This is a genomic window from Actinomycetospora succinea, assembly GCF_004363095.1.
GTDB classification, from domain to species: domain Bacteria; phylum Actinomycetota; class Actinomycetes; order Mycobacteriales; family Pseudonocardiaceae; genus Actinomycetospora; species Actinomycetospora succinea.
In genome coordinates, this window is sequence record NZ_SNYO01000006.1 from 252,917 (window position 1) to 267,338 (window position 14,422).

At 75.5% G+C, this 14,422-nt stretch carries 17 protein-coding genes; 7 read left to right on the forward strand and 10 right to left on the reverse strand.

Annotated elements, in window-relative coordinates; genetic code table 11:
- Positions 1–3: 3 nt before the first annotated feature.
- The 3 genes from EV188_RS21365 (at position 4) to EV188_RS21375 (ending at position 2,199) form a co-directional block, all read left to right on the forward strand.
- Positions 4–909, forward strand: coding sequence for an NADP-dependent oxidoreductase (locus EV188_RS21365; protein WP_133828318.1), 906 nt, complete (start codon positions 4–6; stop codon positions 907–909).
- Positions 910–1,174: 265 nt separating this feature from the next.
- Complete coding sequence (locus tag EV188_RS21370) at positions 1,175–1,438, forward strand: hypothetical protein (protein ID WP_133828319.1); 264 nt, start codon at positions 1,175–1,177, stop codon at positions 1,436–1,438.
- Between the two features lie 146 nt (positions 1,439–1,584).
- On the forward strand, positions 1,585–2,199 hold the full coding sequence (locus EV188_RS21375; protein WP_166660003.1) for a TetR/AcrR family transcriptional regulator: 615 nt from the start codon (positions 1,585–1,587) through the stop codon (positions 2,197–2,199).
- On the opposite strand, the gene EV188_RS21380 is transcribed toward EV188_RS21375, so the two are convergent.
- The 4 genes from EV188_RS21380 to EV188_RS21395 are packed head-to-tail and all read right to left on the reverse strand — an operon-like array spanning position 2,196 to position 5,601.
- A complete protein-coding gene (locus EV188_RS21380; RefSeq protein WP_133828321.1) occupies positions 2,196–3,560 on the reverse strand; it encodes a uracil-xanthine permease family protein in 1,365 nt (454 codons plus the stop codon). The two genes, EV188_RS21375 and EV188_RS21380, sit on opposite strands and share 4 nt — an antisense overlap.
- A 23-nt stretch (positions 3,561–3,583) precedes the next feature.
- Positions 3,584–4,165, reverse strand: coding sequence for a TetR/AcrR family transcriptional regulator (locus tag EV188_RS21385; RefSeq protein WP_133828322.1), 582 nt, complete (start codon positions 4,163–4,165; stop codon positions 3,584–3,586).
- 23 nt (positions 4,166–4,188) lie between these two features.
- Positions 4,189–4,383, reverse strand: coding sequence for a ferredoxin (locus EV188_RS21390; RefSeq protein ID WP_133828323.1), 195 nt, complete (start codon positions 4,381–4,383; stop codon positions 4,189–4,191).
- A 39-nt stretch (positions 4,384–4,422) separates the two neighbouring features.
- Complete coding sequence (locus tag EV188_RS21395) at positions 4,423–5,601, reverse strand: cytochrome P450 (RefSeq protein WP_133828324.1); 1,179 nt, start codon at positions 5,599–5,601, stop codon at positions 4,423–4,425.
- Between the two features lie 99 nt (positions 5,602–5,700).
- Here EV188_RS21395 and EV188_RS21400 point away from each other — a divergent pair, with 99 nt between their 5' ends.
- Positions 5,701–6,390, forward strand: a complete 690-nt coding sequence (locus EV188_RS21400) for an SDR family NAD(P)-dependent oxidoreductase (protein WP_133828325.1) — start codon at positions 5,701–5,703, stop codon at positions 6,388–6,390.
- 99 nt (positions 6,391–6,489) lie between these two features.
- Here the strand turns inward: EV188_RS21400 and EV188_RS21405 are convergent, their stop codons facing one another.
- Positions 6,490–7,377 (reverse strand): LysR family transcriptional regulator, encoded by an 888-nt coding sequence (locus EV188_RS21405; RefSeq protein ID WP_133828326.1) that lies wholly within the window; start codon positions 7,375–7,377, stop codon positions 6,490–6,492.
- Positions 7,378–7,532: 155 nt separating this feature from the next.
- On the opposite strand from EV188_RS21405, the gene solA reads away from it, so the two are divergent.
- From solA to EV188_RS21420, 3 genes are all read left to right on the forward strand, one after another.
- Positions 7,533–8,732, forward strand: coding sequence for an N-methyl-L-tryptophan oxidase (gene solA / locus EV188_RS21410; RefSeq protein ID WP_166660004.1), 1,200 nt, complete (start codon positions 7,533–7,535; stop codon positions 8,730–8,732).
- Positions 8,725–9,912: an aromatic ring-hydroxylating oxygenase subunit alpha gene (locus EV188_RS21415; protein ID WP_133828328.1), complete on the forward strand. Its 1,188-nt coding sequence runs from the start codon at positions 8,725–8,727 to the stop codon at positions 9,910–9,912. The genes solA and EV188_RS21415 overlap by 8 nt, the downstream gene beginning before the upstream one ends.
- Before the next feature lie 130 nt (positions 9,913–10,042).
- Positions 10,043–10,972, forward strand: coding sequence for a GDSL-type esterase/lipase family protein (locus tag EV188_RS21420; RefSeq protein WP_133828329.1), 930 nt, complete (start codon positions 10,043–10,045; stop codon positions 10,970–10,972).
- Here the strand turns inward: EV188_RS21420 and EV188_RS21425 are convergent.
- The 5 genes from EV188_RS21425 to EV188_RS21440 form a co-directional block, all read right to left on the reverse strand.
- Positions 10,969–11,679 carry a PIG-L deacetylase family protein gene (locus tag EV188_RS21425; RefSeq protein WP_133828330.1) on the reverse strand — a complete coding sequence of 237 codons (711 nt, stop codon included), beginning with the start codon at positions 11,677–11,679 and terminating at the stop codon, positions 10,969–10,971. The genes EV188_RS21420 and EV188_RS21425 overlap by 4 nt on opposite strands.
- A gap of 34 nt (positions 11,680–11,713) precedes the next feature.
- A complete protein-coding gene (locus EV188_RS21430) occupies positions 11,714–12,088 on the reverse strand; it encodes an MmcQ/YjbR family DNA-binding protein (protein ID WP_424922946.1) in 375 nt (124 codons plus the stop codon).
- A gap of 14 nt (positions 12,089–12,102) precedes the next feature.
- Positions 12,103–12,249, reverse strand: coding sequence for a hypothetical protein (locus tag EV188_RS31850; RefSeq protein WP_166660005.1), 147 nt, complete (start codon positions 12,247–12,249; stop codon positions 12,103–12,105).
- A gap of 41 nt (positions 12,250–12,290) precedes the next feature.
- Positions 12,291–13,463 (reverse strand): hypothetical protein, encoded by a 1,173-nt coding sequence (locus tag EV188_RS21435; RefSeq protein ID WP_133828332.1) that lies wholly within the window; start codon positions 13,461–13,463, stop codon positions 12,291–12,293.
- A gap of 139 nt (positions 13,464–13,602) precedes the next feature.
- On the reverse strand, positions 13,603–14,418 hold the full coding sequence (locus EV188_RS21440) for an Fpg/Nei family DNA glycosylase (protein ID WP_133828333.1): 816 nt from the start codon (positions 14,416–14,418) through the stop codon (positions 13,603–13,605).
- Positions 14,419–14,422 lie beyond the last annotated feature (4 nt).

Here is a 14,422-nt window from a genome sequence, read left to right on the forward strand (position 1 = left end):
GCCGTGCACGCGTACGGATTCCTCCGGGCCGGCGGCCCCGACCAGCAGGCCTACCTCGACGTCCCGGTGCCCGCGCCCGGCCCCGACGAGCTCCTCGTGCGGGTCCGCGCCGCCGGCGTGAACCCGGGCGACTGGCGGCTGCGACGCGGCGAGTACGGCCACCAGGGCCCGGCGGTGCTCGGCCGCGAGGTCGCCGGCACGGTCGACGCCGTCGGCGAGGGCGTCACGGGCTTCGCGCCCGGCGACGAGGTGTTCGGGGGCTGCCCGGGCATGGTCGGCGGGTGGGCCGAGCAGGCGATCGTCACGGCGTCGTTCGCGGCGCACCGCCCGTCCGGGGTGTCCGCCCGCGACGCCGCGGCCCTGCCCGTCGCCGCCGGGACGGCCTACGACGCGCTCACCGCCCTCGCGCTGCCCGCGGGCGCCACGCTCGTCGTCAACGGGGCGGGGGGCGGGGTCGGCATCCCCGTGGTGCAGCTCGCCCGCGCGCAGGGCCTGCACGTGATCGGGACCGCGAGCGAGGGCAAGCAGGACCTGCTCGGCGACCTCGGCGCGACCGCGGTCGTCGGCGGCCCCGACGTCGCCCACCACGTGCGCGCCGCCGCCCCCGACGGCGTCGACGGCGTCTTCGACCTCGTCGGCGGGGACGCCCTGCGCGCGGTCGCCCCGATCGTGGACCCGTCGCGGCTGTTCTCGGTCGCCGACAAGCCGCTGGTCGCCGAGCTCGGCGGCCGCGACGTCCCCCGCGACCGCAGCACCGCGGTGCTCGAGGCCCTCGCCGCCCGCGTGGCCGCCGACGAGCTCGACCCCTGGGTGCGCACCGTCCTGCCGTTCGCGCGGGCGGCCGACGCGCTCGCCGCCGTCGAGGACGGACACGTGCTCGGCAAGGTCGTCATCGCGATGGACGCGTGACCTCGGGCCTGGAGCAGGAGATGTCACCGACGGCGAACACCACGAATGGCATTTCACCTGAACGTCGTAGTCATCACTCCGTCGAGCGTCCCTGAGAGCCATCTGCTCAATCTGAGTGCTCCGTTCGGACTGCTCTCCACCGCCGTCCGTTTGACTGAGCGATCGTTCAGCGAACGCACCCTCGATGAACCGATGCTCACCTCCTCGGGAGACTCCTCGGCACCGCGATCACCGCGGTGACCGACACCCGAAGAGGAGATCAGGCATGAAGCGACTGCAGCGGATCGCGGCGGCGACGGCACTGGCCGGGGCGGGCACGCTCGCCCTGTCCGGCGTGGCGAGCGCGACCGAGTCCCACTCGTCGGACGACGGGAGCGGGTCGACGCACGAGAGCACCCACGGCGACCGCACCGGCCTCGTGTCGGGCGTCGCCCAGGGTGTCGGCGGTCTCCTGGGTGGCGTCGGCAGCGCCGCGGGCAGCGTGCTGGGGAGCGACGCGGTCGGCGACGTGGTCGACGGCCTGCTCTGAGCCCACCGCGCTCCGACCCATCGGGGGAGCCGGAGCGCGCGCGGACGAGCAGGTGACGGGTGCGGGTCCCGGTGGCGCCGGAATCGCCACCGGGCCCCGCACCCGTCGAGTTTGCCGGACCCCTCGGTCGCGGCGAGGCTGTGGCGGTGTCGTCCCCCGACGCCCCCCGCTCCGGCTCGCGCGCCGAGGCCAAGGAGCGCACGCACGCCGGGCTCCTCGACGCCGCCGCCACCGTCTTCGCCGACAAGGGCTACGGCGCCGCGTCGGTCGGCGAGATCGCCCGCACCGCCGGCGTCTCCGTCGGCGCCCTCTACGCGCACTTCGCCAGCAAGCAGGACCTCTTCCTCGCCCTCATGGACCGGCGCCGCGTCGCCGAGATGGGCGCCGCCCGCGACCACCTCGCCGACGGCCTCCCGTCCGCGCTCGAGGCCCTCGACCGCCAGGTCGCCGACACCGCCGACGACGAGCGCGCCGCCCTCCTCGGCGCCGAGGCCTGGCTCTACGCCGTCCGGGACCCGGACTTCGGCGCCGACCTCGCGGCCCACCACGAGCGCCTGCGCGCCGACCTGCTGCCGCTGATCCGCGCCGAGCGCGAGCGCCGCGGGGTGACGTGGACGCTCGCCGACGAGGAGGTCGCGGCCGTCGTGCTCGGGCTGTTCACCGGCCTCGTCCAGCACCGCCGCCTCGCCCGCGACACCGTCCCGGCCGATCTCTACGGGCGGGCACTGCTGGCGCTGCTCGACGGCCTGGCGACTCGCTAGCCCACTTCCTCGTCGTCGCGCTGATCAGGGGTGTGTGTCGGCGCCAGCCGCCGCAGCGCGTGGTACCCGACGATCACGACGATCGAGCCCAGCGCGATCCCCGACAGCGACCCGCCGCCCAGGGTCAGGGCAACGTCGCCGATGCCGATGACGATCCCCGCCGCGAGCGGGACGAGGACCTCGGGACGGGAGAAGTCGACCTTGTTCTCGACCCAGATCCGGGCCCCGAGCAGGCCGATCATCCCGTAGAGCACGACCGTGATGCCGCCGAGCACGCCGCCGGGCGTGGCCGCGACGACCGCGCCGAACTTCGGGCAGAAGCCGATGAGGATCGCCACGCCCGCCGCCACCCAGTACGCCGCGGTCGAGTAGACGCGGGTCGCGGCCATCACGCCGATGTTCTCGGCGTAGGTCGTGGTCGGCGAGCCGCCGACGCCGCCGGCCACGGCCGTCGCGATGCCGTCGGCGGCGAGCGCCCGGCCGAGGTAGGGGTCGAGGTCCTCGCGGGTCATGCTCGCGACGCCCTTGACGTGCCCGGTGTTCTCGGCGATCAGGGCGATCGCCACCGGGACGATCAGCAGGATCGCCGAGGCGCTGAACGCGGGCAGGTGCAGTCCGGGCAGCTCCGGCGTGCCGAGCGGCAGCCCGATCCAGGGCGCGTCGCCGACCCCGGAGAGGTCGACGCGCGGGTGGGTGGACACGACGCCCGAGGGGTCCGGGCCGGTGATCGGGCCGAGGGTCGCGTCGAGCAGCAGCGAGAGCGCGAAGCCGACGACGAGCCCGACCAGCACGCCGAGCCGCGAGAGCATGCCGCGTCCCGCGACCGCGGTGACCATGACGACGAGCATCGTGATCAGCGCGACCAGCTCGTCCTGGGGCCAGTAGGTGCCGGCGACGACCGGGGCGAGGTTGAAGCCGATGAGCAGCACGACCGCGCCCGTCACGGCCGGCGGCAGGATCGCCGAGACGATCCGCGACCCGCCGAGGTGCACGGCGAGCCCGACGAGGGCGACGACCACGCCGCAGACCGCGATCGCCCCGGTGACCTCGGCGCTCGTGCCCCCGTCGGCGCGGACCGCGGCGACGACGCCGACGAACGACGCGCTGGTCCCGAGGTAGCTCGGCACGCGCCCGCGCGTCATCAACAGGAACAGGATCGTCGCGAGCCCGGAGAGCAGGATCGCGAGGTTCGGGTCGAGGCCCATGAGCACGGGGAAGACGAACGTCGCCCCGAACATCGCCAGGACGTGCTGGGCGCCGAGGCCCACCGTGCGACCCCAGGACAACCGCTCGTCGGGCTTGACGACCTCCCCGGGCGCCGGCGCCCGTCCGTCGCCGTGGACCGTCCATCCCCTGATCACGGCGCAGAGACTAAGGGCGCGGATCACCCGCGGCGCGCGGCCATCCCGTCGAGGAGCAGGTTGAGGTAGCGCGGCCAGCGCCGCGAGTCGTGCTCGGCGGTGACCACGGTCATGTGCACGACGACCAGCAGGTCGGTCGGCTCGAGGTCGGCGCGCACGACGCCGGCGGCCTGTCCGCGGCGCAGCAGCTCGCCGAGCGGGGCGAGCGTGCGGGCGGCGAGCTCGGGGGTGAACGCCCCGACGGCCTTGGCGGCCGTCAGCAGGCCCCGGTGGCGGGTGACGCCGTCGACGAGCCCCTCGAGCACGCCGGTGAGCGCCGTCCACGGGTCGTCGACGGCGGCGGCGCGGGCCAGGAGCGGCTCCACCGACTCGGCGACGTAGTCCTCGAGCACCGCGGCGACCAGCTCGTCACGGCCCGCGAAGCGGCGGTAGAGCGTTGACGGCGCGACCCCCGCGCGCCGGGCGACCTCCTCGAGCGCGACGTCCGGCCCGTCGGCCTCGAGGGCGGCCCGCGCGGCGGCGAGGATCGCGGCGTGGTTGCGGGCGGCGTCCGCGCGCAGCGGGCGGTCCGGTGGCCGGATCACCGGATCGGACGGAGCGGACATCGCGTGAGCCTAGCCGGGCGGGATCAGTCGTCCACGAGCGAGAGCGCCCCGGACGGGCACTGCGCGACGGCGTTGCGGACCTCGGACTCCTGGTCGGGCCCCGGGTGGTCCTGGAGGACCTCGACGACCGCGTCGTCGTCCTGGTCGAAGACGTCCTCGGCGGCGAGCACGCAGTTGCCGGCGCCGATGCAGACGTCGCGGTCGGCCTGGATCCTCATGGTGGGTTCTCCCTCGTGTGGTGGTCGAAGGGGTGGTGGTCACCAGGTCACGGGCAGCGCGCGCAGCCCGTGCACCACGGTGGCCGAGCGGAACTCGACCTCGTCGAACGGAATGCCCAGCGCGAGCCCGGGGAACCGTCGCAGCAGTGCGGGGAACGCCACCGCCATCTCGGCGCGGGCGAGCGGCGCGCCGAGGCAATGGTGCACCCCGTGGCCGAACGCGACGTGCGGGGCGACGGCGCGGGTGACGTCGAGGTCGTCGGGGTGGTCGGTCGCCGCGGGGTCCCGGTTGGCGGCGGGCAGCGAGAGGACGAGCAGCTCGCCGGCCGCGACCGGTCGCCCGCCGACCGTCGTGTCGTGGCGGACGGACCGCGGGATGCCGGAGTGCACGACCGAGAGGAAGCGCAACAGTTCCTCGATCGCGGGCGCGACGGCGTCGGGCTCGTCGCGGACGTGGGCGAGCTGGTCGGGCGCGCGCAGCAGCGCGAGCGTGCCGAGACCCAGCATGTTGGCCGTTGTCTCGTGGCCCGCGATGAGCAGCAGCGAGGCGATCCCGATCAGCTCGGAGCGGGTCAGGTCGTCGCCGTGCTCGCGGATCAGCATCCCGAGCATGTCGTCGCCGGGTGCGGACCGTGCGCGGTCGACGAGCTCGCCCATGTAGGCACGGGACTCGGCGGCGACGCGGCCGCGCTCCTCGAGGGACAGGGACAGGTCGATCTGGCGGGTGGAGCGGGTCTGGAAATCGTCGCGGTCGGCGTACGGGACGCCGAGCAGCTCGCAGATCACCAGGCTCGGCACCGGGAGCGCGAACGCGCTGACCAGGTCGGCGGGTGGGCCCGCGGCCTCCATGGCGTCGAGGTGCTCGTCGACGATCTCGGTGATGCGCGGCTCGAGGCGGCGGATCCGCTTGACCGTGAACTCGCCGGTGAGCAGGCGGCGCAGCCGCGTGTGCTCGGGCGGGTCGGTGGCGAGCAGGTTGCCGGCGCGGCGGTCCTCGCCGTCGGGCGTCGGCAGTGGCGGCAGGCCCTCGTTGGAGAACCGCTCGGCGTCGCCCAGCACCTCGCGCACGTCGGCGTACCGGGTGATCAGGCGCGCGGTGGTGCCGAGGGACGTGCGGATCGTCGGGAAGTCGTCCTCGTCGCGGGCCGCCTGGGTCTCCGGGACGGGCGCGAACCGGTCCCGCTGCATGTGGCGGGGAATGGTGGGGGTGGTCGACATCGTCGCTCCCGTCGTCGGGACGTCCGGATGCCCCGACCGTACTCGAAGTGGGAGTGAACTGTCGGTTGAGTGACGGCCGCCGGCGGATACTCGCGGGGCATGAGCGAACGCATCGTCCTCGTCACCGGCGCCGGACGCGGGCTGGGCGTCGAGATCGCGCGGCAGCTGGTGTCCGGCGGCGCCACGGTGGTGGTCGCCGCGCGCGACCCCGCGGCGGCCGCGGCGACGGCGAAGGAGCTGGGCGAGCGCGCGTGGGCGCTCACGCTCGACGTCACCGAGCCCCAGTCCGTGCAGGCCGCCGTGGAGGCGGTCGACGGCCGGCACGGGCGGCTCGACGCGCTGGTGAACAACGCGGCGGTGAACTTCGACAGCGGCGCCGACCCGGTCACCGAGGACCTCGAGGTCGCCGACGGGGCCTGGCGCACCAACGTCCTCGCGCCGTGGCGGCTGAGCCAGGCCTTCGCGCCGCTGCTGCGCGCCGGGCGCGAACCGGTGATCGTCAACGTGACCAGCGGGCTCGGGTCCCTGAGCCGCATGGGCGCGCACTCGCCGGCCTACAGCGTGTCCAAGGCGGGTGTGAACGCGCTGACCCGCGTGTTCGCCGACGCGCTGGACCGTGACGGGATCGCGGTGCACGCGGTGTCGCCGGGCTGGACCGCGACCGACATGGGCGGCGCGAACGGGCGCCCGGTCGCCGACGGCGCGGCCGGGATCGTCGACGTCGTCCGCTCCCCCCGCGCCTTCCCCTCCGGCTCCTATCTCCAGGACGGCGAGCACGTCCCCTGGTAGCCATGTGAGCGAACTTCGGTGCTATAGCCCCGAAGTTCGCTCACATACTCCGGTCGGCCCATCGTGCGTACTTTCCTGCGCCATAGGGCGGGAAAGCGCTCACGTACCCAGGGCGCGGGCGGCGTCGACGAAGTGGGCGACGGCCGGCGAGCGGTCGGTGCGTCGCCAGGCGACCTGCAGCGCCACCATCGGCACGTCGCCCGACAGCGGGCGGAACACCACGCCCGGCGGGCGCAGGTTCGCGTAGTACGCCGGCTGCAGGGATACCCCGAGCCCCGCGGCGACGAGGCCGAGCTGGGTCTCGATGTCGGCGCCCTCGGCGACGATGTCCGGGCTGAACCCGTGCTCGCGGCAGTAGCTCGTGATGATGTCGAAGAACGCCGTGCCCAGCGGCCGGGGCCAGAGCACGAACGGCTCGTCGGCGAGCGCCTCGGGCTCGATCTCGTCGCGCCCGGCCAGCGGGTGGTCGCCGGGCAGCGCGGCGAGCAGCGGCTCGGAGACGAGGTGCTCGACGGCCACCGTCGCCGTCGGCGGCGCGGCGCGCACCAGGCCCACGTCCAGCCGGCCGTCGGCGATCGCCACGAGCTGCGCGGCGGTGTCCTGCTGGGAGACCTCGAGCTGCAGGTCGGGGAACGACGCGCGCATCGAGCGCAGGATCCGCGGCGTGATCGAGGCGAGCGCCGTGCCCACCGACCCCACCACGAGCAGGCCCACCGCCCCGTTCGACGCCTGCGTCACCAGCGTCTGCGCGCGCTCGGCCTCGAACAGCACCCGCGGCGCCGCGTCGAGCAGCACCCGTCCGGCGGGCGTCAGCTCCGTCGCCCGGCTCGAGCGGTCGAACAGCGCGGCGCCGAGGGTCTTCTCCAGCGCGCGGATCTGCTGCGAGAGCGCCGGCTGGCTGACGTGCAGCCGCTTGGCGGCGCGGCTGAAGTGCAGCTCGGACGCCACGGTGAGGAACACCCGCAGCTGCCTCAGCTCGACGTCCATGCACCGATCCTGCCCTGCGCCCGTCCGCGAGCGGGGCGCTCTCATAAGCCGGACCTGATGAGAGCAGAGGCAGGGGCGATCGCGGATCCGCACCACGCGGCCGGGTGAGCGCCGAAGGTGGGAGCACATCCGAGAACACACCCGGAGTGATCACCGTGCCCCGCACACGCCCCCGCACCGATCTCCGCCACGTCGTCGTCGGCTGCGGAGGCCTCGGCTCCGCCGCGGCCTACTGGCTCTCCCGCTCGCTCGGCGGCCGCGTGCTCGCCCTCGAGCGCCACGCCCTCGGCCACGACCACGGCGCGAGCCAGGACCACTCGCGCATCATCCGGTACGCCCAGCACCAGGACGCGTACGCCGCCCTCGCCCGCGAGGCCTACGCCACGTGGCGCGACGTCGAGCGCGTCTCCGGCCAGACGCTCGTCACCGAGACCGGTGGCCTGATCATCGAGGACGTCGAGGCCCGCCAGGGCCTCACCACCGGCGGTCGCGACATCGCGGGCTACGCCGCCGTGGCCGACCGCCACGACGTCGACTTCGAGCTGCTCGACGCCCGGGCCGTGCAGCGCCGCTGGCCCCAGTTCCGCCTCGCGGGCACCGAGGAGGCGATGTACCAGCGCCGCACCGGCATCGTCGACGCCGCGCGCGCCACCGCCACCCACCTCGCGCTCGCCCGCGGGCACGGCGCGGAGATCCGCGAGCACAGCCCCGTCCGCGCCCTGCGCCCCACCGCCGGCCACGTCGAGGTCGTCCTCGACGACGAGGTCATCCGGGCCGAGCGCGTGATCGTCGCCGCCGACGCGCGCACCAACGAGGTGCTCGACGGGCTGGCCGAGATCCCGCTGACCGTGCTCCAGGAGCAGGTCACCTACTACGCGACGCCGAACCTGCTCGACTTCTCGCCGGCTCGGTTCCCGGTGTTCATGTGGCACGGCGCCGACAACTTCTACGGCTTCCCCGTGCACGGCGAGGTCGCCACGAAGCTCGGGCAGCACATGGGCGGGCACGAGGTCACCGCCGACACCCGCACCTACGAGCCCGACCCCTTGCGCCGCAAGCGCCAGGAGGAGTTCCTCGCCGAGCACGTCCCCGGCTTCCTCGGCCCGGAGCTGTACACGAAGACCTGCCTCTACACGATCCCGCCCGACCAGCACTACGTGATCGACACGGTGCCCGGGGAGCCGCGCGTCGCGGTCGGCGTCGGGGCCGGGCACGCGTTCAAGTTCGCCTCGCTGATCGGGCGCATCCTGGCCGAGCTCGCGACGACGGGGGCCAGCAGGCACCCGATCGGTACCTTCGCCCTCGACCGCCCCGCCCTGACCGACCCGAGCTGGGGGCGCGCCTTCCATGTCTGAGCTCCCGACCCGCTCCCCCGGCTGGTCGCTGCCGCAGGCGGCCTACACCGACGCGGGAGTCTTCGCCGCCGACCTCGACCGCGTCTTCGCCGAGCACTGGCTCTTCGCGGGCCACACCGCCGAGCTCGACGCCCCCGGGCGCTACCTCACCGTCGACGTCGGGCGCGACCGCGTGATCGTCGTCCGCGGCGAGGGCGGCGCCCTGCACGCCCACCACGACGTCTGCGCCCACCGCGGGTCGCGCGTCGCGCCTGAGCAGCGCGGGCAGGTCAAGGCGTTCGTCTGCCCGTACCACCAGTGGGTCTACGCGCTCGACGGCTCGCTGCGCTCGGCACGGCTGATGGGCGAGTGCTTCGCCACGAGCGCGTACCGCCTCGCCCCGGTCGCCGTGCGCGAGACCGCCGGGCTGGTGTTCGTCTGCCTCGCGGACGAGCCGCCGGACTTCGAGCCGTTCGCGGCCGCCCTCGAGCCCCGCCTCGGCCCGCACGGGCTCGCCGACGCGCGCATCGCCGTGCGCGAGAACTACCGCGTCGCCGCCAACTGGAAGACGCTCGTCGAGAACAACCGCGAGTGCTACCACTGCGCGGGCAGCCACCCCGAGTTCTCGCTGTCCAACTTCGACGTCGGCATCAACGGCGACGTGCGCACCAACCCCCGCTACGAGCGCGCCCTCGCCGACGCCCGGGCGCACTGGACCGCGCAGGGCCTGCCCGGCGAGGACGTCAACTTCCCCGACGGCGCCCCGTACCGCGTCGCGCGCCTGCCCCTGCGCGACGGCTTCCTCTCCGAGACCCTGGACGGCCGCCCGCTCGCCCCGCCCATGGGCACGCTCTCCGACCCCGACGTCGGCAGCCTGCGCGTGATCTCGCTGCCGAACCTGTGGGCGCACGCCAACGCCGACTACGCCGTGACCACGCGCCTGACCCCCGTCGACGCGGGCACCACCGACGTCGAGCTCTGCTTCCTCGTCGCCCGCGACGCCGTCGTCGACGAGGACGCGCTGGCGGCGGTGTGGCGGGCGACCTCGGAGCAGGACTGGGAGCTCTGCGAGAAGAACTACGCCGGCATCGCCTCGCGCGGCTACCGGCCGGGCCCGCTGTCCCCGGTGGTCGAGGCCTCGGTGGAGCTGTTCCTCGACTGGTACTCGACCGCCCTCGGCACCGTCCCCGCCGCCGCCTGAGCCGCCGCTACTCCACCCGTGTGGGTGGTGGTCGGGCCTCGATGGCGTGACGTCACCCCCTCGTGTGGCTGTCGAGACCGACACTCACCGCCGTCGATTCGCGTGATCACTGCGGAGATCGGGGGCGGGCATGGGCGGTCGGTCGGTGGTGGCGGCGACGCTGGTGGCGGCGGCGCTGGTGCTGGGGGCGGTGCCCGCCGCGGCGGCGGTGAGCGCCGGGAGCCCGGGCAGCGGGGGTGACGGCACCCGGCGGGTCGCGCTCGGCGACTCCTGGGCCGCCGGCACCGCGGCGGGCGGCGTCGAGGCCGCGTCCGGGCCCTGCCGGCGCAGCCCGCTCGCCTACCCCGCGCTGCTCGCCCGCGCCGCCGGCGAGACCGCCTGGACGTCGCGGGCCTGCGCGTCGGCGTCGGGCGGCGGCGGCAACGGGCAGTTCAGCTCGCTCTCGGACGCCACCGAGGTCGTCACCGCGACGGTCGGCGCCGACGCCACCGGCCTCGGCGCCCTCGGCGCGGCGTGCTCGAGCGCGGGCACACCGGCTCGCTGCGACGAGGCCGCCGGCCGCTTCGACCAGGCCCTGCGCGCACTCCCGGGCTCGCTGGACGCCGCGCTCACCGACATCCGCCGCCGCGCCCCGCGCGCCGCGGTGACGTTCACCGGCTACCCGCTGCTGGCCGAGGGGACGGCGTGCCCCGCGGGGGCCGCCGACGCCGCGCGGGCGACGCGCCTCGACGACGCCGTGAACCGGCTCGACACCGTGCTCGCCGAGCGCGTCGCCGCCGCCGGGATGCGGTTCGTCGACGTGCGCCCGGCCTTCGCGGGCCACGGGGTGTGCGGGCAGGCGCCCTGGCTCACGTCGCTGACCGAGGGCGAGGCGCTCCTCGCCGGCGGCCCGACCGCCGACGGGCACGCGCTGGGCGTGCTGCCCGCGCTCGCCGCGGCCGCGCCGATGCCCACGCCCGCCCCGACAACGACCGCGACGCCCACCACCCCGACCGCGCCGGCCGCCTCGCCGGCGCCGCCGGCCGACGGGCGCGCCGCTCCTGGCCTGTTCCCGGGCTAGAAGACCTCGAAGTCGACGCGCGCCCGCCCGTCGTCGCCGCCGGTCGTCGCGAGCACCACCTCGCGGGCCTGCTCGGCGACCGGGCGCGGGTCGAGCGCCGTGAGGTAGGCCTGGTGCTCGGCGAGCGAGGCGATCGCGGCCTCCTGGTGGCCGGTGACGTCCAGCGTGTGCGTCGGCTGCGTCGAGCTCGCCACCGCGACGTACCGGACCTGCCACGGCTCGAACCCCTCGTCGACGAGCTCCGGGAAGATCCACCGGTTGGCGGCGTCGCCGGCGGCGTCGATGGTCGCCCGGCCGACCGCCCGGTGGTCGGCGCTGTTCCACGCCCCGGGCCCGAACGTCTCGTGGTGGCTGTTGACGACGACGAGCTCCGGGCGGGCGCGGCGGATCTCGCGGGCCAGGTCCCGGCGCAGGTCGATACCTTCGACGACGACGCCGTCGCGGTGCTCGAGGAAGCGCACGTCGTGCACGCCGACCACCGCCGCGCTGCGCCGCTCCTCGTCCTCGCGCAGCGGGCCCGCCTTCTCGGGCGGCAGGTCGGCGATCCCGGCCTCGCCCCGCGTCACGAGGACGTAGGACACCTCCCGTCCGGACGACGTCCAGGCGGCGACGGCGGCGGCCGCGCCGTACTCGAGGTCGTCGGGGTGGGCGGCGACGGCGAGGACCCGGGCGAAGTCGTCGGGCAGGGCCGGGAGGTCGGTGCTCATGGCGACCAGGGTGGAACCTCGAGCATCGCTGAGGTCAAGCGCCCTCGTCGAGGCGCGCCGCGAGCTTCTTCGGCGCGATGACCCGGTAGGCGTCGGCGACGACCTCGCGGACCTCGTCCCAGTCCGGTCCCCCGGTCTCGACGTCGAGCCGCATCCCGAGCCAGCCGCGGTGCCCGACGTACGGCGGGCGGAAGAACCGGGCGGGATCGGCGGTGACCATCTCCTCCTGCGCCCCCTCGGGCGCGGCCACCCAGATCGCCAGGTGCTCGTCGCCGTGGTGGTGCCCGACGTAGCTCACGAACATCTTGCGCACGAACCACGACGGCGACCCGTGGCTGACCTTCTCGGTGACCTCGGGCAGCGCGAGGCACACCTGGCGCAGGCGCTCGACCAGCTCGTCCGGGTCCACGCCCGGCATCCTGCCTACAGGGCCAGGGCGCTCACCAGGGTCGCGATCACGAACGCCGCCAGGACGATCAGGGTCACCACCCGGATCCAGGGTCGCTGCGTGCTGACCCCGGGCTCGGAGGCGCCCTCGGTCGGGTCGGTGCGCTCGGCGGGCTCGGTCATCACGTACCTCACGGATCGGGACGGATCGGACAGCACCGAGGCTACCGACCGGCGTGGCCGACGCTCGCATGACGGCCGGAGTTGGGTCCCGGGGTGCCGCGCCGCGCCGCGACCGGGTCCTCGACGTCGGCCTGGTGGCGCGGCCGGCGGGGAGCCGGCGCGTCCTCGTCCGCGGCGTGGCGGCGGCCCGAGCCGCGGACGACGTCCCCGAACGTCGGCAGCGGCCCGGAGATCGGCGCAGGGCGCCGCGGGGCCGGCGCGACGTCGGCGGGCAGGGCGAGCGCCGGGACGGGCGTGGCCGGGTCGAGCGGGTCGAGGCGGCTGCCGTCGTCGCCGGCCCCGGCGCCGAAGGACAGCGACGAGTCGAACCCGCGCAGCATCGCCGTGGCCGGCTGCGCCGCGGGTACGGGGTGCGACGGGCGGGCCGGGGTCGGCGCCGGGGTGCGCGGTCGGATCGCGACGGTGGTCGGCTCGGGCGCCGGCTGCGGGACCGGAGGCGCCGGGCGTCGGGGAAGCGCTGTCGCGGTCACCGCGGTGGGCGCGGGCCGGCGGACGGCCTCGGTGCGTGCGGGCTCGGGACGTGCGGGCCGCGCGGGCTCAGGGCGCGCCGCACGCGCCGGCTCGGGACGTACGGGCTCGGGACGCGCCGGCTCCGGACGTGCCGGGCGCGCGGCCGTGGACCGCGCGGCGGCCGGGCGGACGGCCTCGGTCGGCGCGGGCTCGGGACGTGCGGGCTCGGGATGCGCAGCCCCGGGACGTACCGGCGCCGGACGTGCCGGCGTCGAGCGCGTTGCGGCCGGGCGCACCGCCTCGGTGCGAGCGGCACCTCCCGCAGGCCGCGCGACCTCGCGATCCTGCGCACCGTGCCGGTCGCGGGACGACGCCGACGACACCGCCGACTCCTCACGCCGCGCCCGCGGCCGGGCCGGGCGGACGGGCACCGGGACGATTTCCTCGACCGGCGCCGCGGCCACCGGAGGCGTCGGCGCGGCCTCGCGGCGGCCGCGCAGCCACTGGGCCGCGGCGGAGAGCAGGTACCCGAAGCCGACGAGGCCCCAGAACGCCACGACGACGATCTGGATGACGGTCGGGGGGTCGCTGAGCATCGCGACCTGCACGCCCGCGACCGCGAGGCCGGCGAGCCCGAGCACGAGGGCGAACCGAGAGCGGGTGGTCAGCTGCCACCGCGAACGCCGCTGCGTCTCCCGCGCCACGCACACCTCCTCGCCGGGCCCGCGGACCCGGACAGAACGGACTCACCGGGGACGGTACGTGACCGGTTCCCCCGATCGAGACCGGGCACGCGTCATCCCCTCAGGTGTCGCATCGGTGGCGGAGGGCGAAACGTAACGGTCAGGTCGCGGCCTGACAGCGCGCGCACCAGAACAGATTCCGGCTCGCGTGCGTCCGTTTGCTGATCTCCGTACTGCACACGCGGCACGCCTGGCCCGTCCGGCGGTACACGTACACCTCGCGGCCACAGCTGCGTCGGTGCGGCTGGTCGTGCTCGTGATCACAGGAGCGGTGCTCGGACTTCACGGTGTCGATCGCGCCGCGCCGCACGCCGTCGGCGAGGAGGTCGACGAGGTCCGCCCACACCGCCTCCCACCGCTCGCGGCCGAGCTCGCGGCCCGGCAGCAGCGGGTCGAGGCCGTGCCGGAAGAGCACCTCGGCGCGGTAGACGTTGCCGACCCCGGCGATCACCGACTGGTCCATCAGCAGCGTGGCCAGCGGCGCGCGGGAGCGGGAGATGCGCGCCCAGGCGGTCTCGGGGTCGGTGTCGCGGCGCAGCGGGTCGGCCCCGAGCCGCGAGCGCAGCCCCTCGACCTCGCCCTCGGTGAGCACCTCGCAGGCGATCGGCCCGCGCAGGTCCGCCCAGTGCGTCGGCCCGACCATGCGCATCCGGACCTGACCGCGCGGCGGCGTCACCTCGCCGGTGTGCATCGTGAACTTCCCGTACAGCCCGAGGTGGACGTGCACGACGAGGTCGTCGGCGTAGACGTGGAAGAGGTGCTTGCCGTGGGCGTCGGCCCGCTGCAGCACCCGCCCGTCGACGAGCTCGGCGTGCTGCGCGAACCGGCCCTGCGGCGACGAGATCGCCACCTCGTGGCCCGCGAACCGCCGGGTGTGGGTCCGCACGAGGCGGCGGATCGTGTGGCCTTCGGGCACCGGG